This window comes from Erysipelatoclostridium sp. An15 (genome assembly GCF_002160675.1).
GTDB lineage: Bacteria > Bacillota_I > Bacilli_A > Erysipelotrichales > Coprobacillaceae > Thomasclavelia > Thomasclavelia merdavium.
On sequence record NZ_NFLA01000004.1, the window covers coordinates 1 to 21,916 of the forward strand.

A 21,916-nucleotide genomic window follows, 5' to 3' on the forward strand; every position below is an offset into this window, starting at 1 on the left:
CTTGTATAATTTATTAGTTTTCATATTTCAATTATACCAAAAAAATGTACGATTCCTCGTACATTTTTGCGTTTTTTACTACTTTTTTTCTCTATAGGTCGTTACAGCCCCTTTTTTTATACAAAAATAACCTTTGCTAATGCAAAGGTTAAGTAGCTTTTTTCTTTTTTCGATAAGCTACAAAATCATCAAAAAACATTCTAATTACACAAATCATTGGTACTCCCAAAAACATTCCAAAAAAACCAAATAAACTACCAAAAACAGTTATTGAAGTAATAATCCAAAATGGAGAAATACCAACCGTATCACCTAATATATAAGGGCCAAGTAATAAACCGTCAAATTGTTGTAAAACAAAGATGAATAATCCTGTTGCAATTCCAGTCATTAAACCATCGATTAAAAATACAACAAATGTAACTGGAATTCCCCCGATAAACGGTCCAAAATATGGAATAATATTAGTTATGAAAATTACAAAAGCCAATAATGGAAAGAACGGTAAATCCATTAATCCAAATCCAATTAAAGCAATTATTCCAATAATTAATGAATCAATAAACTTTCCATAAACAAAACTACCAAAAATCTGATGCGATTTATAAGCATATTCATGAATTAATGCTAGTTTTCGTTCACTAATAAAACACAACATCAAGCGATCAAAAATATTTAATAATTTCTTTGTTTCTACTAAAATATATGGACAAAAAATCAAACCCATTAATATTGTTAATAACGTACTACCTGTTTTACCAGCAAAAGCAATCATTTCTACATAATCATTAGTTGATAATACTTTTATCGAATCACCAAATTTATCAGCAGCCATTATAATAAAATTAACTACTTTTTCATCTTCAAAAGTGCTTCTAATCGTATTTTCAAAATTTAGAACATATGTATCAATATTACTAATTAACTCCACTACATAACCCATCATAGTAGGAATCAACCAGTTTAATAATAGTATCAACAACAAAATTAACCCAATAAATACAATTAAAACACTGATTACTCGTTGATGTTTTATCAAAAAACTATTTTGACTTTTATTTAATAAGCGTGCAATTATTTTAACTATTGGATCTAAAAAATAAGCAAGTACAGCTCCAATAATTACTGGATAAAAAGCATTTAAGATAGTTGAAAACCATGACGGATCAAACACCTTAAATAAAACTATAAAAAGAATACCTAGTATTAAAAAACTACTATATTGTTTTAAATTAAATTTTTGCATCGCTAACCTTTCTCCTTAAATCAGTAGTAATATTATATCACATTTTTTTAGACATTTCTTCATTTTGTTCTAGATATTAAAACATAAAAAACCTCTTATCATAACCTTATGCCTGACAAGAGGGAATATCACTAATATATAAAACTAAACTTGATGATAACAAAATACCACCAATAATATCACTAAAATAATGTACTCCTAAATATACTCTGCTTAATGATACTAAAACAATTATTAAAACACAAATGACTATTAATAATTTTCGATATCTTATTTCACTTTTATATAAATAATATATTAATAAACCATACAAACACGTAATAGCCATAGCATGTCCACTAGGAAAACTAAAATTACTCTCTCTAATAAAAACATCTACATTTGGTCTAGGGCGTCTAACAATTGCTTTAATCACTCTGTTTAAAGATGTTTGGATTATCGAAGCACCTAAACAAATATAACTTACTTTTCTATTAACCAAAAAAACTAAGAAGATTACAATTAAAATTCCCCAAAAGCTACCTAAGTTGGTGATAATTTTAAAAATTTCTTTTAATTGATCACTAGCAAAAAAACGCAATGATTCAAAAACAAACTGATCAATTATTTTCATCCAGCCATTAACGATCAATAAATAATCAGCGATAAATAAAACTAATGGTATTAAAAATAGATAACGTCTATAATTCTTTTTTAACTTTGATACCATTTTCTTTAACTATAAACGCTGGAACACCAACAACCGTACAATTATCAGGAACATCTTTTAAAACAACTGTCTGTGCCCCGACAATAGAATTATTACCAACTGTTACATCACCAATAACCTTAGCACCTGCTGATACCATAACATTATTCAATAATGTTGGATGACGCTTTACTTTATGTTCACCAGTACCTACTCCACCTAAAGTTACCCCTTGATATAAAACACAATCATCACCAATAATCGTTGTTTCACCAATTACAACTCCCATACCATGATCAATAAATAACCGTTTTCCAATTGTTGCTCCTGGATGAATTTCAATTCCTGTTAAAAATCTAGCAACCTGACTTAATAAGCGAGCTAATAGTTTTAAATGCAATTTAGTCCACAGAAAATGATTAATACGATAACAAAACATCGCATGGACTCCTGGATAATTAATGATTACATTCAAGGCATATCGAGCAGCTGGATCAGTTTCAATAACCTTTTTTATCAAACTTTTATTCTTCATAATTTTCACTCCTTCTAGTTACTATACTGATATTTTTAAAATATTGCAACTAATATAGTATATATTTATGTTTTAAAATACATTTCTTTTAGGCAAAAATAAAACAGAGCCCATCCCCCATGAGTTCTGTCTATGATTATTAGATACTATTATAGTGTGTATCTTTCTTCCCCTACCTATAAACCATTTCTGATTTATATATAGATTATATCTATCATTTAAAAAATGTCAACATAAATATTGAAAAAATCTAATTTTTTTATCTATATTTAGCTATTTCCTAAATTATAAAGGTAAAATCATAAATATGTATACAATTAGCGCCCATAAACCTTAGCGATAAGCTCATAACCTTTGCTAATAACCTTATTTGGAAGCTGTCCATCAACAATTGATAACTTACCATATAAAGTACCTTTTAAATCATTATACAAGCGAGCATTAGTATATTTTAAATAATTCCACATGTCTTCTCTAGCCTGCATACTTTCCTCACTGTTTTCTTTACATAACAAAATAGAAACTACTAAACTAACCATCGCCAGATATTTAATCATATAATTACGTTGTTTACGTGAACGTAAACTATAAATATCAAAATAATCATAGTATAATCGAGCTACCTTCAACAATTCATCACTTTTTAAAGAATTATTTTTAACCCATCTAAAAGGATCTCTACCGAAACAATATAGTGGCATATCGATATAACAAAAAGATCTAATATATGGAAGTGGTGCATAAGCTAACATTTCCATATGGAAACTAGTGTCCATTGAAAAATGATCAATAATGTTTTTTACTATTTGTGTTTTTAAAATTAAAGCTGGACTTAATAAATATTGATTCTTTTTAAAACGTTTAATTTCATGCCAGCCAAATATCTTATCTGTTGGCAATAATTTATGGTAATTAACTTTTTGTGGTTTCTTGCCATAATGATAACAATAATCCGTCACAATTACATCTAAATTAGCTTGAACTCGGATAACATCATTGATAGTTTCAATAACTCTAACTAATGAGGCGCGATCAAGCCAGTCATAACTATTCAATAATTTAAAATATAAACCAGTAGCATGCTGGTAAGCTAATTTTATATCATCTTCATTATTTGTATTTTTAATTACTTTAAATGTATCTGGATAGTCTCTTTGGTACTCTAATGCTGCTAGATATGTATCATCAGTTGAATTTTTGTCAATAACAATGACCTCTAATTCATTTTTTAATAATAAACAAGATCCTAATGCTTTATGCATATAATTTATTGCATTATAACAAGGAATACAAATTGTTAATAGTTTCACGATTAATAACCCCCTAATGATTATATCTTAGCATATTTATTTGATAATATGTAGTTGATATTGCATTTCTTATCATTTTATGGTATTTTATTTAGGTACTTATAAAAGGAGAATCGCTATGTATTTTGTAATAAACTGTTTTATTAGTGCAGTATGTATTATCTCACTAATTCTATTTGCAGAAGTATTCCCAAAAATAATTAAGTTTATTGTTGGAGCAGTACAAGTAGTTACAACTTCTTATGCAATTGCCATTTTAATTAAAAAGATTGGTGAATGGACTTCAATCTGGTCAGGAGATTATCGTTATATTAATTCAAATTTCCTTTGGATCTTACCAATTGTTGCTGTAATTACTATTGGTATTGCCTATTTTTGCAATAGAAGAGCAAAAAAGAAAAATAAAAAATAATAAAAAGAACTGTTAATTATTTCAGTTCTTTTTATTTATTATAAATTCCTAAATGTTCCTCTTTAGCCTGATTATCAGCAGCAATTATTTTTTGTTTATATGTATAATCATAACCGTAGTCATAAAATTTTTCCACTAAACCTTCACGAGCTAGTTTTTCTTGTAATAATTCACCATCAACAAAAACCCATGCCAATAATCGATTATACTTATCAGTTTGATCACCATCATTGTTTAATTCTAACTCAATAGTTTTAGCAGTAGTTAATTCATTTTTAGTATATTCACTCGCCTCTTTTCCATAAGCTTCAATCTGATTAGTAGATTCAGGGGTATCGATGTATAAAAAACGAACCTTAGTATTTTTGCCATCAACATCAAACCAGGCTGTATCACCATCAATACATTCATTTAAAGTAACTTCGAAGCGTTCTCCAGGCTTAATTGTTTTATGATCTTGATAAAAATTATAACCCGCAATAATTGCTAAAACTAATAGCCCTAACCAGCTTTTAGCTAAATAGCGTTTTTTTCTTTTAGTCAACTTAATTTTTTTAGCCATTGATTCCCACCGCCTTTTTAGCTAATTTATCAGCACGTTCATTAAAAAAGTCACCACTATGAGCTAATACCTTTATAAATGAAATATTGATTTTTTTTCGATATTCATTGACTAGTTTTTGATAATTCTGTGTTCCAATCTTATTAGCACGCCAAAGTCCATTAGCCCATTTTTCGATTCCTTCATAATCATAATATATACAAACTCCTGGATAGCCATTTTCTAAAGCAAATTTCATCGCAGCTAAACTACCTAAAATTTCACCGGCAACATTACGCATTGATACTAAAGCTTCTTTATCTCCTTTTCCTGATAATTCCTTAATGACTTTTTGCCCTTCAATTAAAATACAGCCGAATCCATATTCTTTAGTTTTAATATTATAGCTACCATCAACATAAGCAATCAAGCCATAATCAACTATTTTTTCTTCCTCTAATTTGATAAAGTTTTTAGCATCCTCTAATGATGTAAAAGACTTATAAACAGCTCCACTAAACTTTTCTACCTGTTTTTTACACTCATCCCAGCTAGTATAAATACCAGGTTTGTGTCCTTTTTTTACTGCATAATATTTTGCCATCTAATTCACTCCTTTTATTTTACAATCCAAGTACAGGACATCATTATACACTAAATTAAATAGAATATAAACTAAATTAAACTTCGAAAGATATTAAAATGTTAGTTGCGAAAAATAGACTAAAAGTATATACTTTATATAAAAATAGTAAAGGGAGTATTATATGAAATCATTATATTATTTAGAAAAATCACCTGTTGAAATAGAAGAAATTTACACTTATGATTTAAGGCTATATGATGAGCCAAATATTATGTCTGGTATTAAAATTCCTCATATAATTATTATCGTCGCTTTAACAATTATTTTACTTACTTTATTGATGTTATTTGCTCCATTTCCATATATAGTTAGTTATTTGATTGCTTTTTTATTTGTTATAGCAATAACATATTTTATTTTAAATCGTAATAAATATGATTTTCTAGCTTATTTATTTGTATTTGTTGAAGATACTAATGGTAACTTTTATCTTGTCTACAATGAAAATCAAGAACCAATTGCTGGTCCGATGTTAAAACGGTATTTTGATGAAAATGAATATCTTGGTGACTTTTTAAATGAAAAACAGGCTTATGAAAAAGTATTAAATAGTAATCGTTATCTTGAAGGAGTTAATGTCCGTATCATTAAAAAAGCAACTTTATTAAAGCAAAAAAAACAATTAGTCTGTTTAGATATTCGTGAAAAAGATCATGAAAGTAATAAATTTTTAGATGGTAAGTTAAATATGATAATCTCACCAAAATACAAAAACTCTAAACAACTATTTAATCATTTATTAAAAAATAGTAAATAATAATCATTAAAAGCAGTTCGCTGCTTTTTTATTTGCAAAAAAAAAGATATTGCTTATTTAAAAACAATATCTTATTTATTTATGTTATGACAAGCCACAAAATGACCAGCAGAAACTTCTTTTAATTCAGGCATAGATTCACTACATTCAGGTTTTGCATAATGACAACGACCTGCAAAAGGACATCCTTTAGGTAAATTAATTGGACTTGGAATATCACCTTCAAGGATAATTCTTTTCTTTTCACGTTCTAATTCTGGATCTGGAATAGGTACTGCTGATAATAATGCTTGTGAATATGGGTGTAATGCATTTGAATAAACTTCATCACTTTCACCAATTTCCACAACATGTCCAAGATACATTACAACAATACGATCAGAAATATATCTCACAATGTCCAAATCGTGGGCAATAAATAAATATGTTAATCCTAATCTTTTTTGTAAATCAATTAACAAGTTAATGATTTGTGATTGAATTGAAACATCTAATGCTGAAATTGGTTCATCACAGATTAAAAACTCTGGTTCAATTGCAAGAGCACGAGCAATTCCAATTCTTTGACGTTGTCCACCTGAGAATTCATGTGGGAAACGGTTAGCATATTCTTTATTTAACCCAACTAAGTCTAATAATTCACCAACACGTTCTTTTCTCTTTTCTGGAGTATACATGTTGTGAATTTCCATACCTTCAGAAATAATACTTCCTACTGTCATACGTGGATTTAATGAAGCATATGGATCTTGAAAGATCATTTGAGCTTTTTTAGCGTATTTATAACGATCTTTAGCTTTTTTAATATTAATTTCTTCGGTATTAAAATAAATTTTACCTTCAGTTGGTTGATAGATTCCCATAAGAGTACGTCCTAAAGTTGACTTACCACATCCTGATTCACCTACTAAACCTACTGTTTCACCTTTAGCGATTTCAAAAGAAACATTATTAACAGCTTTTACTACTCCACCAGCAGTATGGAAATGTTTAGAAACATTATCTACTTTAACTAAAATATTATCTGCCATTATTTATTACCTCCTTGAGGGCAATCTTTATGTAATAACCAGCAAGATGCACTGTGACCATCACCTAAATCAAATACAGGTGGTTGTTTTGCTTTACAAATTTTCATACATTTTTCACATCTGCTTGCAAAACCACAACCAACTGGAGGTTTGATCAAATCAGGTGGTGTTCCTGGAATAGATGTTAATTTATCTTCTTTTGAAGTATCATGAGAAGGTAAACTACTTAAAAGTGCTTTTGTATATGGATGAGCTGCATTTTTAAAGATATCATTTACTTTTGCAGTCTCAACGATTTTACCAGCATACATAACAGCAACACGATCAACTAATGAAGCTACAACTCCTAAGTCATGAGTAATCAAAATAATTGCTGTACCAGTTTTTTTACGAATATCACCTAATAAATCAATAATTTGCGCTTGGATTGTAACGTCTAACGCTGTTGTTGGTTCATCGGCAATCAATAATTTTGGATTACAAGATAAAGCCATCGCGATCATCGCTCTTTGTCTCATTCCTCCTGAAAACTCATGAGGATATTGTTGTGCTCTTTCTTCTGGGTTTGGAATTTGCACTAATTTCAACATTTCAATTGATCTTTTTTCAGCTTCTTCTTTAGATAATTTTTGGTGATGCTTAATTGCTTCGGTAATTTGACGACCAACTTTCATTGTTGGATTCAAACATGTCATTGGGTCTTGGAAAATCATACTAACTTCCTTACCACGAATTTCTTGCATCTTATCTTCAGATGTAGCGATAATATCAATACCATCTAGAGTAATTTCTCCAGATTTGATTTTTGCAGGTGGCATTGGATTTAATTTCATAATAGTTTGAGCAGTTACTGATTTACCACATCCTGATTCACCTACTACTCCTAAAACTTCTCCTTCATCAACATGGTAAGAAACCCCACGCACTGCTTGGACTTCACCTGCATATGTATCAAATGATACATATAAATCTTTTATATTTAAAACATTTTTAGCCATTTAATTACCTCCTTAATTTAGGGTCAAATGCATCTCTTAATTTATCCCCTAATAAGTTGAAACTTAACATTGTAATACTAATAAAGAATGCTGGGATAAGCAATTGTGTTGGGTAATTTCTAAATACTTGAATACCATCGTTTGCAAGAGTACCCCAAGATGAATTTGGAATAGGTACACCTAAACCAATAAATGACAAGAATGCTTCTGTAAAGATTGCAGAAGGAATCTCTAATGTTAATTGAATAATAATAATAGAAAGTAAATTAGGTACTAAATGTTTCAAAATAATTCTTTTTGTTGAAGCACCCATGGTTTGTGAAGCAACAACAAATTCTTGTTCTTTTAATTGAATAACTTGTCCACGAACCAGACGAGCCATACTAACCCAACCAGTAATAGCATAAGCGATAATTAATGTTCCAATCCCAGGAGACATAACCATCATAAACAAGATAACAACTAAGATATATGGAATACCAGTTACGATTTCAACGATACGCATCATAACATTATCAACCATACCACCAAAGTATCCAGCAATACCACCATAGATAACACCAACTACACAGTCAATAGCGATTGCAGAATAGGCAATTGTAAGAGAAACACGTCCTCCTTCCCAAATACGAATAAAGATATCTCTACCTAATGAATCAGTACCAAAGATATGCATAAATCCACCTTCGTTACAAGAAGAAAACATCCCTAAATTCATACAATCATAATGTTGAACTGATTGTTCAATTGGATAGAACATTGGAATAAAAATTGCACACAAAGTAATAATGATTAAGATAGTTAAAAACACTAATGCAGATTTTGTTTGCTTTAAACGTCTCAATGAATCTTTCCAGAAACTAATACTTTCACGAGAGATTGCATTCATTGCATCTTTATCTTGACCAACCCATTCAAATTCATCGGCTGCAATATTTTCATCAATTAAATCTTGATTTTTTTTCATATCCATTATTTCTTACCTCCTTGAATTTTGATTCTTGGGTCGATTACACCGTATAAGATATCAACAATTAATGTTGCAATAATTAAAAATACGCCATAGAAAATTGTACTACCACAAATCATCGGATAATCTAATTGAGTTACACAGTTAACAAAGAACTGTCCTAAGCCAGGAATTACAAAGACTTTTTCAACAACAAAAGCCCCAGTAAGTACACTAGCAGTAATTGGACCTAATACAGTGATAACTGGCATAACAGCATTACGAATAGCATGACGCCAAACAATTAATTTTTGTGATAATCCTTTTGCTTTAGCTGTTTTAATATAATCCGAACTTAAAACATCTAACATACTTGTACGCATTAATCGAGAAATGGTTGCCATTGAACCAAATGATAAGGCAATTGGCGGTAAAATCTTAGAAGCAAACGTTGTCCAGCCACTGACTGGAAATATGTACGTTCCTAAAGATTGACCTAATTTTAAAGCAATAAAGAATTGCAATAAGGCAGCAATAATGAAACTTGGTACAGAAACACCAATAACTGCAACTAACATAGCAAATGTATCAGCTTTTCGACCACGTTTGATCGCAGCTAATGATCCCAAACCAATTCCAAATACAACTGCTAAAATAATAGCACGAACACCTAAATCAAATGAAATTGGGAATGATTCCATAATAATTGTAGATACAGGGCGATTTGAAGTAATAGAAGTTCCTAAATCACCATGTAATACACTACCAATATAGTTAATATATTGCGTTAGTACCGGCTGATCTAAGCCATATTTTACACGCATTGCTTGCTTTGTGGCTTCAGACATCGCTTTATCACCTAAAAATGGTTCACCCGGTAATAAATGCATCATTAAAAAGGTTAGGGAAATTAATACAAAGATTGTAATTAGTGCGTAAAAAATTCTTTTAGCTATATATTTCGCCATAAATTCACATCCTTTAAAAATTTAAGTAATAAACATATGCGGGCTGTATGGATACATACAGCCCACTTAAACAATTTTGCACACAAACTTTAATCAATTAATTATTTTACACTAGCATGTCTTGCATCAATATCAGAGAATGCAGTACGTACTAATCCTTTTACTCTTTCAGAAGTAATATAACTTTTCTTTCTATTATATACATAACCGATTGGGCAATCTTGAGCTAGAATTTGTTCGATTTGAACCATTAATTCATTACGTCTAGTTTGATCAGCTTCTGCATTTGCTTGTTCTACTAAACTATCATAAGTTGGATTGCTATATAATCCAGAGTTATTTCCAGCTCCAGTAACAAATAAATCTAAGAAAGTCATTGGGTCGTTATAATCAGGTCCCCATCCAGCGAATACGATATCAAAGTTATGATTGTTCATATCATTAATACGTGCTTTATAAGTTTCTGCTTTAACTTCAATAGTTACACCTAATTTAGATTTAACTTGTTCTTGAACGAAAGCAGCATAAGTTTTAGCTGAATCAGTATCATCAGCGATCATTGTGAATTTTAAATCATCAACATTTAATCCAGTTTCAGCTAATCCTTGTTCTAATAAAGCTTTTGGATCAACACTATCACGATGATAAACATCTCCAACTGAAGCTGTAAATTCACCATTATTAATTGCAGGTGGTGTAAATGAGTTTGCTACAGTTGAACCATTTTTAACAATACTATCAATAAATTGTTGAGCATCTACTGCATAAGTGATTGCTTTACGAATATTAGCATTGTTTAAACCAGGTCTAGTTACATTATATTGTAAATAGAAGTTTGAACCATCATCAAATTCTTTAATTAAGTCTTTATATTGATCTTCTTTTTGTAAATCTTGTACTTGATCTCCAGTTAATTCAATAACATCGATTGAACCTGCTTGATATTCATTTAAACGAGTATTTGAATCTTTGATCATTCTGAATGTGATTTTATCTAATTTAATAGAATCAGCATCCCAGTAATCTGGATTCTTTTCAAGAACGATTGAATCTTCATGAGTCCAATCTGTAATAACGAATGGTCCGTTATAAACCATTTTATCTGCTTCAGTAGCATATGATTCAACTCCACCTAATTTGTTGAATTCTTCTTCATTAACAGGTAAGAAATTATAGAATGCTGTTAAAGCAACAAAATATTCATAAGGTCCAGTTAAATTAAATGTTAAAGTATAATCATCTACAGCTTTATAACCGATTGATTCGTGTACTCTTGCAACTTCTGCTTCTGCTGCTGCTACAGCTGCTTCTGCTGATGATGTATCTCCTTTATCTTTTTTAGCTTTAGATAATGCAGATTCAGCTTCAGCAAGTTTTTCAGTTGCTGCCATATAATCTTCAGCTCCTACGATTCTAGGTGCCCAACTACCAGAATAAGGTGCTGCATTAGAAGTAGTAAATAATTGATCTAAGGCAAATACGAAGTCTTTTGCAGTTACTTCTTCACCAGAAGACCATTTAGCTCCTTTTCTTAAATGGAAAGTTACAGTTCTGTAATCTGCACTTACGTCCCAGCTTTCAGCCATTCCTGGAACAGGTTCATTATTTTCATCTAATGAAACCAAACCTTCCATACAATGTCTTAATACGTTTCCTGATCCTGTACTTGAAGTCAGAATCGAATTCATTTGTGGTGGTTCTTGTGTCAAATCGATACTAATAGCATTTTCATCGCTAGAACCAGATCCGCCACCGCAACCAACCAACATAGTTGCTGTTAATGCTAAGGCAACTAGTTTTTTTAGTTTCATATCTATTCCCCTTCCTTTTTTTAAGCAATCAAATATGATATTGCCTTTTTCTAGTGTAATAAAAAATTTTTTTCTTGTCAACCTTTAATTGCGACAATATCCCACAAAAATTACTTGAATTTTACATAACCTTTACTATAAAACACAATTTTATTCCACATATTTTATTAAAATCCTAAAATAATCATTTATTTCCACTTATTTGTATACAACAATATCAGAATACAACTTAAAATAATATTTTAAAAAAAATTAACTTTTCTTTTAAAACTACCACTTCTCATCAAATTTATATATAAAAAAAATCTAAACATTGTTAAAAAATCAATTTATGAGTATAATTATTATTAAATATCAAATAAGGGAGAAGTACTAAAAATGAATATTGAAGAAAGATTTTTAAAATATGTAAGTTTTGATACACAATCAGATGAATACTCAAATACTACCCCATCAACTTTAAAACAATTAGAACTAGGAAAAGAACTAGTTAAAGAAATGTTGGAAATTGGTATTAGTGATGCCCATTTAGATGAGTATGGAATCGTTTATGGAACTATTAAAGGCAATGGTGGTCAAGGTGATGTCATTGGTTTTATCGCCCACATGGATACCTCACCTGATGCTAGTGGTACAAACATAAAACCACAAAAAATAACTAATTATGATGGTTCAATCATTACTATTAACAAAGAATTAGGATTAACACTAGATCCTGATAAATTTAATATTTTAAATAAAATGATTGGTCATGATTTAATCACTACTGATGGTACGACATTATTAGGTGCTGATGATAAAGCTGGTGTTGCAATCATTATGGATTTAGCTAATTATTTATACGAACATCCTGAAGTTAAACATAATGATATAAAAATAGCTTTTACGCCTGATGAAGAAGTTGGTCGGGGACCTGATAACTTTGATGTTAAAAAATTTAACGCTCAATATGCTTATACTTTAGATGGTGGTGATATTGAAGAATATAATTATGAAAACTTCAATGCTTATAGCGCAAAGGTAGAAATTACTGGAAAATCAATTCATCCTGGTGATGCTAAAAATAAAATGGTTAGTGCCATTAATGTTGCAATTGAATTTGAAAATATGTTACCAGAACAAATGAAACCATATTACACTGATAATTACGATGGTTTTAATCATCTTCATCATTTAGAAGGTGGTTGCCAAAAAGCAACAATGGAATATATCATCCGTAACCACGACTACGATATTGCTCAAAAACAAATTGCTGATTTTAAACGAATCAAAACATATCTTGATGAAAAATATGGTTATGAATTAGTAAAATTAGATATTCAGGAATCATATCTTAATATGGCAAAGATAATTAAAGATAATTATTATATTATTGATAATTTAAATCAAGCAATGACTAAAGTAGGCATCAAGGCCCAGGCAACTCCAATTCGTGGTGGTACTGATGGAGCTCGTTTAACTTTTATGGGACTACCTTGTCCTAATATCGGAACTGGTGGTGCTAATTTCCATGGTCCTTTTGAATTTGTTTCCTTGACAATGATGAAACAAGCAGTAGAAGTTTTAAAAGAATTAATAAAAGAATAACTAAATGAAACGTTGTTTATTAATTATTAATCCTTCTTCTGGTCAAAGAACAATTCAAAATTCACTAGATAAACTTACCGGTCAACTGATTTTACAACAATTAGTAAATCACATTGATGTCTTTTATACCCAGAAAAAAGATGATGCTTACAATCATGTATTAAATGTCGATGAAAAAAATTATGATTTTATCATTGTTGTCGGTGGTGATGGCACCATTAACGAAGTTGTTAGCGGTATGGTAAGCACCAACAAGAAAATTCCACTTTGTATTTTGGCAGCTGGAACAGTAAATGATTTTGCTAATTACTTAAATCTTCCTAATCAGGTTGATAAAGTATGTGCCATGATCAAACAATTTAAAACATTATGCTTAGATGTTGGTAAAATTAATGATCGTTATTTTATGAATGTTGCTGCAGGGGGAATGTTTAGCGATGTTTCTTTTACCGTTAGCAAAGCAGATAAAAAAAGATTAGGTCCGTTAGCATATTACATTAATGGAATTGCTAATTTACCAAGTCAGTTAAACACTAATATTGATTTAAAAGTCGTTATTGACAATTACGAAACTAAAGAGTTTGAAGCAAAAATGTTTATGGTTAGTAATACTAATCGCGTGGGTGGCTTTGATCGTATTATTCCTTATGCCGATGTTCAAGATGGTTTATTGGATTTAATTATTATAAAAAAATGTTCAGTTACTGATTTAATGGCTTTATCTAAAGATTATTTGTTGCATAAACACGCTAAAAGTCCGTTTATTTTTTATACTCAAGCCAAAAAAATTACTATCAGTACTAAACAAGAGTTAGTAATTGATATTGATGGTGAAGAAGGTTCACCATTGCCAGTTACTATCGAAGTTGTTCCTCAAGCTCTTAATATCTTAATTCCTTAATCTTTATTGTATAACTTAAGTTTAATTTGATAATCTCCTAGAAAAAAGTAAAAGCAAATACTATTTACTAGGAGATTTTTATTTGGAAAAATGAGCAATCAATATAATTACTAAATAAAAAAATATTCCTACTAGTAAACTAGTAGGAATACAATTTTGATTATTTAATCTTTTAATTTGATCGAGGCATTCTAATAACTAAACCCGTTTTGTCCATTCTTCAAATTCTTCATCAGTTGCTAAAACCATATGAGTTCCTTCAACTAAATGTTCAGTTCCTTTTTCATAATCAATATCATTATTATCATAATCATAACTGATTGAAGTACGTGTTTTTTCTACCCTTGGATTAGGAATAGGAATTGCACTTAATAATGATTTAGTATATGGATGAATCGGATTATTGAAAATTTCATCAGTAGTTCCTGTTTCTACTAAGTGCCCTAAATGTAAAACACCAATATGATCCGAAATATATTTAACCATACTCAAATCATGAGCGATGAATAAATAAGCAGTATTAGTTTCTTTTTGAATTTTCTTCATCAAGTTTACCACTTGAGCTTGAATTGAAACATCTAAAGCAGAGATAGCTTCATCAGCAATAACTAAATCAGGATCCATAATTAATGCTCGAGCAATCCCGATTCTTTGCCGTTGTCCACCAGAAAATTGATGCGGATAACGACTAGCATGTTCTTTAGATAACCCAACCAGTTCCAAAATTTCATATACTTTTTGATTTCTTTCTTCAGTAGTTTTATACAAGTGGTGGATATCTAAACCTTCAGCAATTATATCTAAAACCTTTTTACGAGGATTTAAACAAGCCATTGGATCTTGAAAAATCATCTGCATCTTAGTTCTTAATAATCTCAAATCATTTTTAGACATCTTACCAGAAATATCTTTACCTTTAAATAGTACTTTACCATCAGTTGGCTTATATAATCTAATAATACTCCGACCTGTAGTTGATTTTCCAGAACCAGATTCGCCTACTAAACCATATGTTTCCCCTGGATAAATTTTAAAAGAAATACCGTTGACTGCTTTAACTGTAAATTTACGATTGATTCGAAAGTATTGTTTTAAGTTTTCAACTTCTAATACAGGTTCTCTTGTTTCCATCTTACAGTCCCTCAACTTTCATTTTTTCTAACCTTTTTTTCAATGATTCTGGCATTTCTACCTTTGGTGCTTTTTCATGCATTAGCCAGCTGGCTACTTTATGAGTTTTTGAACCAGGTACATCGAACATCGGTGGTTCTAATCGTAAATCAATATTTAAAGCATATGGATTACGAGGAGCAAAAGCATCCCCAACTATTTCATAAGCTAAGTTTGGTGGTGTTCCAGGAATTGTATATAAAACATCATCATTTGTATCTAGATCTGGCATCGATGATAATAATCCCCATGTATATGGATGACGTGGATCATAGAATATTTCATCAATAGTTCCTTGTTCAACTATTTTACCAGCATACATAACATTAACAAAATCCGCTACTTTTGCAACAACACCTAAGTCATGAGTAATATAAATTACTGATAAATCCTTTTTAGTTTGGATTTCTTTAATTAATTCTAGGATTTTTGCTTGAATGGTAACATCAAGCGCAGTTGTTGGTTCATCACAAATCAATACATAAGGATCACATGAAAGAGCAATAGCAATAACAACTCTTTGACGCATCCCTCCTGATAATTGATGCGGATAGTTTTTCATTCTCTTTTGGGCATCAGTGATACCAACTAATTCTAATAATTCAATTGCTTTAGCATACGCTTCTTCTTTAGAACGTTTATAGTGATAAATCATTGGTTCCATAATTTGTTTTCCAATTGTCATTGTTGGATTCAATGAAGTCATTGGATCTTGGAATACCATGGCAATTTTACGACCACGAATTTCTTTTTGCATTTCTCGCTCGCTCATTTGAACAATATCACGTTCTTGACGTTCACCAGTATATTCATCATACCAGACATATTCAATTGAACCACTGTCAATAGTACCATTGTTTGCTAAAATACCTAAAATAGCTTTTGTAGTAACACTTTTACCTGAACCAGATTCACCAACAATAGCTATTGTTTCACCCTTATATAAATCAAGATCCACACCACGAATTGCATTTACTTTACCGGAATCTGTTTTAAAAGAGATATGCAAATCTCTAACTTTTAAAATTCTTTCTCTTTTTTTACTTGCTTCCATCATTACATCTCCTTCATCGTTGGATCTAATGCATCACGAAGTCCATCAGCAACTAAGTTGAAGCATAACATCAAGATTGCTAAGGCAACAGCAGGAATTAACATTTGATAAGGATAGATCAAGAAGAATTCAAAACCATCATTTATCAATGTTCCAAGTGAAGCTTCTGGAACTGGTAATCCTAATCCAACAAATGATAAATATGCTTCATAGAAAATCGCATTTGGAACTGTCATCATACACATGATAATTAACTGATTAATAATATTTGGTAAAATTTCTTTAAAAATGATAAAGAAATTTGAAGCTCCTAGTGTTCTTGAAGCTAAAACAAATTCATCTTCTTTTACTTTTAGAACCTGAGCTCTAGTAATTCGTGACATCGGTATCCACTCAGTAAATGACAATGCAATTACAATCGTGAATAATGATGATTTCATTACTGTTAATAATAATGTTAAAACTACTAATGTTGGAATTGAGTTTAAAACTTCTTGAATTCTTTGTAAAATCATATCGACTTTACCACCAAAATATCCAGAAATTAAACCATAAGTCATTCCCACAATAACATCAATAAATACTGCTAAAAAAGCAATCATCAATGAAACACGAGCACCACGCCACAAACGTACAAATAAATCACGTCCGAAGTTATCAGTACCAAAAAGATGCGTTGCATTAGGCTCAATATTAGCAAGTGATGTATCAATTGTCGCATAATCCCAGCTGCTTATCATTGGTACAACTATTGCTAAAAGAATATATACAGCAATAAAGATTATTCCAATTACTGATCCTTTATTTTTAATAAAACGTCCTATTGAATCTTTCCAAAAAGGTTTAGCTGGCATAACGACGTCTTTAATATCATCTTTATTTTCACTAACAAATTCAAAATCATCAGCTAAAAATTCATATTTTTCAGTCATTATAGCTTACCCCCTTCCTAAACGAATTCTTGGATCGATCAATCCATAAGAAACGTCAATAACAAAAACAATTACTATATACATAACTGCATATAAGAATGCACATGCTAAAACAATATCATAGTCATTTGCTGAAATACCATTGATCAACAATTTACCTAAACCAGGTACCCCGCAAATCTGTTCAACGACCATTGTCCCAGTCATCAAGTTAACTAAGATAGGTCCTAAAATTGTAATTACTGGAATTAACCCATTTCTTAAAGCATGTTTTAAAATTAAAGTTCTACCATCTAACCCTTTAGCCTTAGCTAAAGTGATATAATCACTATTTAACACCGAAATCATCTCGGTTCTTGTAAACCTAGCCACATTGGCAATAACACTCATAGACAAGGCTAAAACCGGCAGTATCGAACTAAAAAACGGATTTCGATTACTATATTGGAGTGGTAAAATTTTCAATTCATAAGCAAAAATCATAACCATCAATAACGCAAAAACGAATGATGGAATAGAAACCCCTAATACTGAAATCGTAGTAGTTAAAGTATCCCAGATTGTATTCTTTTTTAATGCAGCAATAACACCTAAAAGCATTCCTACTAAAGTACCAAAAATACAAGCTGCAATACCATAAATAAATGAAATTTTAGCAGCATTACCTACTAAAGAAGCAACTGACACATTTTTATATAATGTAAATGAAATACCAAAATCCCCAGTTACCATATCTTTTAAATACATAACAAATTGTACTAATAACGGCTGATCAAAACCATATTTAGCATTAGCCGCAGCAAGCTGGGCATCTGTCATCCTTTCTGAATTAAAAGGAGTACCGGGTAGTGATCTGATCATCACAAACAATACAATGATAATAACAAACAGAGTTATTAGAGAAATGGCTAATCGCTTAGCTATATATTTAGTCATTGCTTTATCCATATCTTTTTCCTCCTTTAATAAAGAAACACATTATAGATAAATTTATAATGTGTTTCTACCTACTTTTTTATTTATTACTTAGCTTTATGAACGTATTTTAATACGTTTGGTCCAGTTACTCTAATTACTAAACCTTCATAATCTGTATTCATTAAAGCTGTACCACCTTTTTCAAAGATAGGTACCATAGCACAATCATCCATTAACATTTTTTCAGCTTGAATCATTAATTGCCAACGAGCATTAGCATCGTTTTCATTAGTGATTTGCTCTAAAATAGCATCAAATTCAGGATTTGAATATTTACCATCATTATTACTATTTGTAGAGTTATATAATGTTAAATATGTTGTTGGATCGGCAAAATCTGGTCCCCAACGAGTTACTGCAAGATCAAAATTACCATTTGTCATATCATCAAGTCGAGCAGTTTTTGTTTCTACTTTCATTTCAATCTTTAAGCCATTTAATTTACTTAAAGCACTTTCCAAATATTCTGCACAAGTATCGTTAGGTGCTTCATTGTTACCATATAATAATTCTAATGTGATTTCAGAAACTCCTAATTCTTGTAAAGCAGCATCTAAATATTGTTGAGCTTGTGTTAAATCATAGCTTAAATAATTTCCAGAAGCATCACGGAAATCAGTTCCATCAGAATTTTCTGTTAAATTACTAGGTACAAAACCTTGAGCAGCAACTGAACCATCTTTTAAGACGTTCTTTGCAAAATCATTACGATCAATTGCTAATGAAATAGCACGACGTAAGTTAATGTTTTGTAATTGTTCATTTTGATAATTGAACATGATAAAGTGCATATATCCTTGTTGGTAAGTGTAGTAAGCATCTGAATCTGTATATTTATCTACCATTTCAAAACTAATTGGTACAAAGTCATAATCACCATTTTCAAATCCCATTGTACCTGTATCAGATTCAACTGCTTGATAAATTTCCACACCATCTAACTGTACTGAATCTGCATCATAATATTCTTCATTCTTTTCATAAGTAATACGAGAACCTTGTTGATAATCTGTTACTTTGAAAGCTCCACAAGATAATAAGTTATCTGCAGAAGTTGCATATTTATCTTCCCCAACTTTTTCGACAAATGCTTGATTTTGTGGATAGAATACCGCAAAGTTCATTAATTCTAAGAAGAATGTACATGGAGTAACTAAATGGATTTCTAAAGTTTTATCATTAACTGCGCTTACACCTAATTGGTCGGCTTCCATAGTACCTTCCATAATAGCTGTAGCGTTTACGATGTTGGCACCATCTGGTCCAAACATTGATGAATATTCGCCACCATTTTTAAGTAATCTTGTCCAAGCGTAAACAAAATCATTTGCTGTAACTGGGTCTCCATTTTCCCAATTAGCATCATCTCTAATTTTAAAAGTCCAAGTAAGACCATCTTCACTAGTACTATAATCTTCAGCTAAAGCTTTAGTAATTTCACCATCTTCACCACGGCAAGTTAAACCATCAATAAATTGATGAATTGCAGTAAATGATGCCCCGTCAGTAGCTACTGTAGAATCTAGTGAACTAGCTTCAGTATCTAGAGCATAGTAGAAAACATTTTCATCGCTTCCACCACCACAGCCTGTTAGTGAAACCATCATTGCTAGACTAGCAAGAACTGCTAAAAATTTCTTCATTTTTATCCCCCTTCTTCCAAATTGTATCACTTCATACATGTATACAATTCTTAGTATAGTTATAGAATACTACAAAACGGATTATTAGTCAACATAAAATTATTATCATGATAATATCGACGTATTAAAATTCATTTTAATTTTATAATATAGTCAGTAATTTTTTTGTAATATTAAAGATAAGATTTAAATTATTTTTTATCTATAGTAAAATAAAAACTGAAAATATTATATAAAAAGGAGGAACTTATGCATCCAAAATATCATTTAACAGCCCCTAAACATTGGATCAATGATCCTAATGGTTTTATCTACTATCGAGGTAATTACCATTTATTTTATCAATATTTTCCCTATGAAAACCGTTGGGGAACAATGCACTGGGGTCATGCGATAAGTAAAGACTTAATTAATTGGCAAGATTTAGGAATTGCTTTATACCCAAGCAAAAACTTTGACGCTAATGGTTGTTTTTCTGGTTCAAGCATTAAAATAGATGGTAAAATGTATATTTATTATACTTCAGTAAGATATACTAAAACAAATCCTGAAAATATCCATACTACTCTTACCGGTGATGAATTTTTATCAAGTCAGAGTATGATCATTAGTGAAGATGGGTTTAAATTCGATAATCTAAATAGTAAAAAAATGATTATCCCTGTTTTTAAAGAAGGTCAAATCGGACATCCTACTCACACCCGTGATCCAAAAGTCTGGTATCATGACAATAAATATTATATGGTTCTTGCAAGTAAGTATTTAGATGAAACAAATAATTACAATGGTCAATTGTTATTTTATAATTCTACCGATGGTAAAGATTGGAAATATGTAAATAATTATCGTGGTCTTAAATACGGTGATATGTGGGAGTGTCCAGATATATTTAATGTTGATGGTCAGGATATTTTAATTATGTCTCCAGAACGAACTAATAAAGATGGTTACCCATCACATGGTCGAATTACAACTATTAATTTTGATCATGAAAATTGTAAGTTAGAAATTACTGGTCCATTAAATTATTTAGATTATGGTTTGGATCTTTACGCTCCACAATCAACAATTGATGAAGATGGTCGTAGAATTTATGTTGCCTGGATGCGGATGCCTGCACCAGATGATGAAAACTGGATTGGATTAATTACTTATCCTCGAATAATCACGTATCGAAACAATCATATCTATAGTGATATACATCCTAATGTCGATAACCTTTTTGTTAGTGAAACAAATGATTTTAATAATGAAATTGCATGTAAAATTACAACTAAATTAGATATCGGGGATTATTTAAATATTGGTGGTTATCAAATCAGTTTTGATGGTAAATTAAATATTGATCGAAGCTTAGTTTATAATTATGATGCTGGTTTAAAACAATTATCATCACCCAAATTAGATAAATGTGAGTTAAAAATTTTCTATGACCAGCACATTATTGAAATCTATATTAATAATGGTGAATATGTTTTATCAAATATTGTTTACAACTTATCAAATGACATTAATAGTAATACTAATTTTACTATCTATAAAAAATAGTGCTTCATACGGGCACTATTTTTATTATCTTTAACGATTTGGAATAATAATTGCAGCAATAATATAAGCCAAAATGCCACTACCAGCAAATGCACAAAAAATAACCCAAGCCAATCTTACTAAAGTAGGATCAACATCAAAATACTCAGCTAAACCACCACAAACACCAAATATCATTCGATCATGAGTTGAACGATATAATCTTTTCACT

Annotated in this window: 22 protein-coding genes; 5 read left to right on the forward strand and 17 right to left on the reverse strand. The window is 30.4% G+C overall.

Annotated features, from left to right (window positions below; genetic code table 11):
* Window positions 1–148 precede the first annotated feature (148 nt).
* The 4 genes from B5E92_RS02535 to B5E92_RS02550 all read right to left on the reverse strand — a co-directional run bounded on the left by B5E92_RS02535 (window position 149) and on the right by B5E92_RS02550 (window position 3,779).
* Window positions 149–1,246, reverse strand: a complete 1,098-nt coding sequence (locus tag B5E92_RS02535; protein WP_087298895.1) for an AI-2E family transporter — start codon at window positions 1,244–1,246, stop codon at window positions 149–151.
* 106 nt (window positions 1,247–1,352) lie between these two features.
* On the reverse strand, window positions 1,353–1,955 hold the full coding sequence (locus B5E92_RS02540; protein WP_087298897.1) for a phosphatase PAP2 family protein: 603 nt from the start codon (window positions 1,953–1,955) through the stop codon (window positions 1,353–1,355).
* Window positions 1,927–2,469 (reverse strand): serine O-acetyltransferase EpsC, encoded by a 543-nt coding sequence (epsC, locus tag B5E92_RS02545; protein WP_087298899.1) that lies wholly within the window; start codon window positions 2,467–2,469, stop codon window positions 1,927–1,929. The genes B5E92_RS02540 and epsC overlap by 29 nt, the downstream gene beginning before the upstream one ends.
* Before the next feature lie 317 nt (window positions 2,470–2,786).
* Entirely contained in the window at window positions 2,787–3,779 is a 993-nt protein-coding gene (locus B5E92_RS02550; RefSeq protein WP_087298901.1) for a glycosyltransferase family 2 protein, read from the reverse strand.
* A 118-nt stretch (window positions 3,780–3,897) separates the two neighbouring features.
* On the opposite strand from B5E92_RS02550, the gene B5E92_RS02555 reads away from it, so the two are divergent.
* Window positions 3,898–4,191, forward strand: a complete 294-nt coding sequence (locus B5E92_RS02555; RefSeq protein ID WP_087298903.1) for a hypothetical protein — start codon at window positions 3,898–3,900, stop codon at window positions 4,189–4,191.
* A 31-nt stretch (window positions 4,192–4,222) separates the two neighbouring features.
* On the opposite strand, the gene B5E92_RS02560 is transcribed toward B5E92_RS02555, so the two are convergent.
* Together B5E92_RS02560 and B5E92_RS02565 are read right to left on the reverse strand one after the other, a co-directional pair.
* Complete coding sequence (locus tag B5E92_RS02560; RefSeq protein ID WP_087298905.1) at window positions 4,223–4,753, reverse strand: thermonuclease family protein; 531 nt, start codon at window positions 4,751–4,753, stop codon at window positions 4,223–4,225.
* Window positions 4,746–5,336 (reverse strand): viroplasmin family protein, encoded by a 591-nt coding sequence (locus B5E92_RS02565; RefSeq protein WP_087298907.1) that lies wholly within the window; start codon window positions 5,334–5,336, stop codon window positions 4,746–4,748. The genes B5E92_RS02560 and B5E92_RS02565 overlap by 8 nt, the downstream gene beginning before the upstream one ends.
* A gap of 163 nt (window positions 5,337–5,499) precedes the next feature.
* On the opposite strand from B5E92_RS02565, the gene B5E92_RS02570 reads away from it, so the two are divergent.
* Entirely contained in the window at window positions 5,500–6,135 is a 636-nt protein-coding gene (locus B5E92_RS02570; protein ID WP_087298909.1) for a hypothetical protein, read from the forward strand.
* A gap of 71 nt (window positions 6,136–6,206) precedes the next feature.
* On the opposite strand, the gene B5E92_RS02575 is transcribed toward B5E92_RS02570, so the two are convergent.
* The 5 genes from B5E92_RS02575 to B5E92_RS02595 all read right to left on the reverse strand — a co-directional run bounded on the left by B5E92_RS02575 (window position 6,207) and on the right by B5E92_RS02595 (window position 11,892).
* Window positions 6,207–7,166 (reverse strand): ABC transporter ATP-binding protein, encoded by a 960-nt coding sequence (locus B5E92_RS02575; protein ID WP_087298911.1) that lies wholly within the window; start codon window positions 7,164–7,166, stop codon window positions 6,207–6,209.
* Window positions 7,166–8,164 carry an ABC transporter ATP-binding protein gene (locus B5E92_RS02580; RefSeq protein ID WP_087298913.1) on the reverse strand — a complete coding sequence of 333 codons (999 nt, stop codon included), beginning with the start codon at window positions 8,162–8,164 and terminating at the stop codon, window positions 7,166–7,168. Before B5E92_RS02580 ends, B5E92_RS02575 begins: the two co-directional genes overlap by 1 nt.
* A gap of 4 nt (window positions 8,165–8,168) precedes the next feature.
* Window positions 8,169–9,137, reverse strand: a complete 969-nt coding sequence (locus B5E92_RS02585) for an ABC transporter permease (RefSeq protein WP_204215194.1) — start codon at window positions 9,135–9,137, stop codon at window positions 8,169–8,171.
* The gene (locus B5E92_RS02590) at window positions 9,137–10,081 is read right to left on the reverse strand and encodes an ABC transporter permease (protein WP_087298915.1); all 945 of its coding nucleotides are present in this window, start codon (window positions 10,079–10,081) and stop codon (window positions 9,137–9,139) included. Before B5E92_RS02590 ends, B5E92_RS02585 begins: the two co-directional genes overlap by 1 nt.
* A 101-nt stretch (window positions 10,082–10,182) precedes the next feature.
* Window positions 10,183–11,892, reverse strand: a complete 1,710-nt coding sequence (locus B5E92_RS02595) for a peptide ABC transporter substrate-binding protein (protein WP_087298917.1) — start codon at window positions 11,890–11,892, stop codon at window positions 10,183–10,185.
* 378 nt (window positions 11,893–12,270) lie between these two features.
* Between B5E92_RS02595 and pepT the strand changes: the two genes are divergently transcribed.
* Entirely contained in the window at window positions 12,271–13,479 is a 1,209-nt protein-coding gene (pepT, locus tag B5E92_RS02600; RefSeq protein ID WP_087298919.1) for a peptidase T, read from the forward strand.
* A 4-nt stretch (window positions 13,480–13,483) separates the two neighbouring features.
* Complete coding sequence (locus B5E92_RS02605) at window positions 13,484–14,380, forward strand: diacylglycerol kinase family protein (RefSeq protein ID WP_087298921.1); 897 nt, start codon at window positions 13,484–13,486, stop codon at window positions 14,378–14,380.
* Window positions 14,381–14,578: 198 nt separating this feature from the next.
* Here B5E92_RS02605 and B5E92_RS02610 read toward each other — a convergent pair whose 3' ends face one another.
* The 5 genes from B5E92_RS02610 to B5E92_RS02630 all read right to left on the reverse strand — a co-directional run bounded on the left by B5E92_RS02610 (window position 14,579) and on the right by B5E92_RS02630 (window position 20,157).
* Window positions 14,579–15,511: an ABC transporter ATP-binding protein gene (locus tag B5E92_RS02610; RefSeq protein WP_087298923.1), complete on the reverse strand. Its 933-nt coding sequence runs from the start codon at window positions 15,509–15,511 to the stop codon at window positions 14,579–14,581.
* Between the two features lies 1 nt (window position 15,512).
* Entirely contained in the window at window positions 15,513–16,604 is a 1,092-nt protein-coding gene (locus tag B5E92_RS02615) for an ABC transporter ATP-binding protein (RefSeq protein ID WP_204215192.1), read from the reverse strand.
* A 2-nt stretch (window positions 16,605–16,606) separates the two neighbouring features.
* Window positions 16,607–17,536 carry an ABC transporter permease gene (locus tag B5E92_RS02620; RefSeq protein WP_087298927.1) on the reverse strand — a complete coding sequence of 310 codons (930 nt, stop codon included), beginning with the start codon at window positions 17,534–17,536 and terminating at the stop codon, window positions 16,607–16,609.
* A 6-nt stretch (window positions 17,537–17,542) separates the two neighbouring features.
* Complete coding sequence (locus B5E92_RS02625; protein WP_087298929.1) at window positions 17,543–18,484, reverse strand: ABC transporter permease; 942 nt, start codon at window positions 18,482–18,484, stop codon at window positions 17,543–17,545.
* Window positions 18,485–18,558: 74 nt separating this feature from the next.
* The gene (locus tag B5E92_RS02630) at window positions 18,559–20,157 is read right to left on the reverse strand and encodes a peptide ABC transporter substrate-binding protein (protein ID WP_158095181.1); all 1,599 of its coding nucleotides are present in this window, start codon (window positions 20,155–20,157) and stop codon (window positions 18,559–18,561) included.
* 249 nt (window positions 20,158–20,406) lie between these two features.
* On the opposite strand from B5E92_RS02630, the gene B5E92_RS02635 reads away from it, so the two are divergent.
* Complete coding sequence (locus B5E92_RS02635) at window positions 20,407–21,705, forward strand: glycoside hydrolase family 32 protein (protein ID WP_087298933.1); 1,299 nt, start codon at window positions 20,407–20,409, stop codon at window positions 21,703–21,705.
* A 30-nt stretch (window positions 21,706–21,735) separates the two neighbouring features.
* On the opposite strand, the gene B5E92_RS02640 is transcribed toward B5E92_RS02635, so the two are convergent.
* On the reverse strand, window positions 21,736–21,915 hold the full coding sequence (locus tag B5E92_RS02640; RefSeq protein ID WP_087298935.1) for a PspC domain-containing protein: 180 nt from the start codon (window positions 21,913–21,915) through the stop codon (window positions 21,736–21,738).
* Between the last annotated feature and the right edge of the window lies 1 nt (window position 21,916).

What these genes read in the sequence shown, in the direction of transcription:
- B5E92_RS02590 (WP_087298915.1), bottom strand. Translation starts at nt 10,081, where the DNA reads ATGGCGAAATATATAGCTAAAAGAATTTTTTACGCACTAATTACAATC.
- B5E92_RS02625 (WP_087298929.1), bottom strand. Translation starts at nt 18,484, where the DNA reads ATGGATAAAGCAATGACTAAATATATAGCTAAGCGATTAGCCATTTCT.
- pepT (WP_087298919.1), top strand. Translation starts at nt 12,271, where the DNA reads ATGAATATTGAAGAAAGATTTTTAAAATATGTAAGTTTTGATACACAA.
- B5E92_RS02575 (WP_087298911.1), bottom strand. Translation starts at nt 7,166, where the DNA reads ATGGCAGATAATATTTTAGTTAAAGTAGATAATGTTTCTAAACATTTC.
- B5E92_RS02610 (WP_087298923.1), bottom strand. Translation starts at nt 15,511, where the DNA reads ATGGAAACAAGAGAACCTGTATTAGAAGTTGAAAACTTAAAACAATAC.
- B5E92_RS02565 (WP_087298907.1), bottom strand. Translation starts at nt 5,336, where the DNA reads ATGGCAAAATATTATGCAGTAAAAAAAGGACACAAACCTGGTATTTAT.
- B5E92_RS02605 (WP_087298921.1), top strand. Translation starts at nt 13,484, where the DNA reads ATGAAACGTTGTTTATTAATTATTAATCCTTCTTCTGGTCAAAGAACA.
- B5E92_RS02620 (WP_087298927.1), bottom strand. Translation starts at nt 17,536, where the DNA reads ATGACTGAAAAATATGAATTTTTAGCTGATGATTTTGAATTTGTTAGT.
- B5E92_RS02560 (WP_087298905.1), bottom strand. Translation starts at nt 4,753, where the DNA reads ATGGCTAAAAAAATTAAGTTGACTAAAAGAAAAAAACGCTATTTAGCT.
- B5E92_RS02535 (WP_087298895.1), bottom strand. Translation starts at nt 1,246, where the DNA reads ATGCAAAAATTTAATTTAAAACAATATAGTAGTTTTTTAATACTAGGT.
- B5E92_RS02585 (WP_204215194.1), bottom strand. Translation starts at nt 9,137, where the DNA reads ATGGATATGAAAAAAAATCAAGATTTAATTGATGAAAATATTGCAGCC.
- epsC (WP_087298899.1), bottom strand. Translation starts at nt 2,469, where the DNA reads ATGAAGAATAAAAGTTTGATAAAAAAGGTTATTGAAACTGATCCAGCT.
- B5E92_RS02540 (WP_087298897.1), bottom strand. Translation starts at nt 1,955, where the DNA reads ATGGTATCAAAGTTAAAAAAGAATTATAGACGTTATCTATTTTTAATA.
- B5E92_RS02555 (WP_087298903.1), top strand. Translation starts at nt 3,898, where the DNA reads ATGTATTTTGTAATAAACTGTTTTATTAGTGCAGTATGTATTATCTCA.
- B5E92_RS02615 (WP_204215192.1), bottom strand. Translation starts at nt 16,604, where the DNA reads ATGGAAGCAAGTAAAAAAAGAGAAAGAATTTTAAAAGTTAGAGATTTG.
- B5E92_RS02635 (WP_087298933.1), top strand. Translation starts at nt 20,407, where the DNA reads ATGCATCCAAAATATCATTTAACAGCCCCTAAACATTGGATCAATGAT.
- B5E92_RS02595 (WP_087298917.1), bottom strand. Translation starts at nt 11,892, where the DNA reads ATGAAACTAAAAAAACTAGTTGCCTTAGCATTAACAGCAACTATGTTG.
- B5E92_RS02580 (WP_087298913.1), bottom strand. Translation starts at nt 8,164, where the DNA reads ATGGCTAAAAATGTTTTAAATATAAAAGATTTATATGTATCATTTGAT.
- B5E92_RS02570 (WP_087298909.1), top strand. Translation starts at nt 5,500, where the DNA reads ATGAAATCATTATATTATTTAGAAAAATCACCTGTTGAAATAGAAGAA.
- B5E92_RS02630 (WP_158095181.1), bottom strand. Translation starts at nt 20,157, where the DNA reads ATGAAGAAATTTTTAGCAGTTCTTGCTAGTCTAGCAATGATGGTTTCA.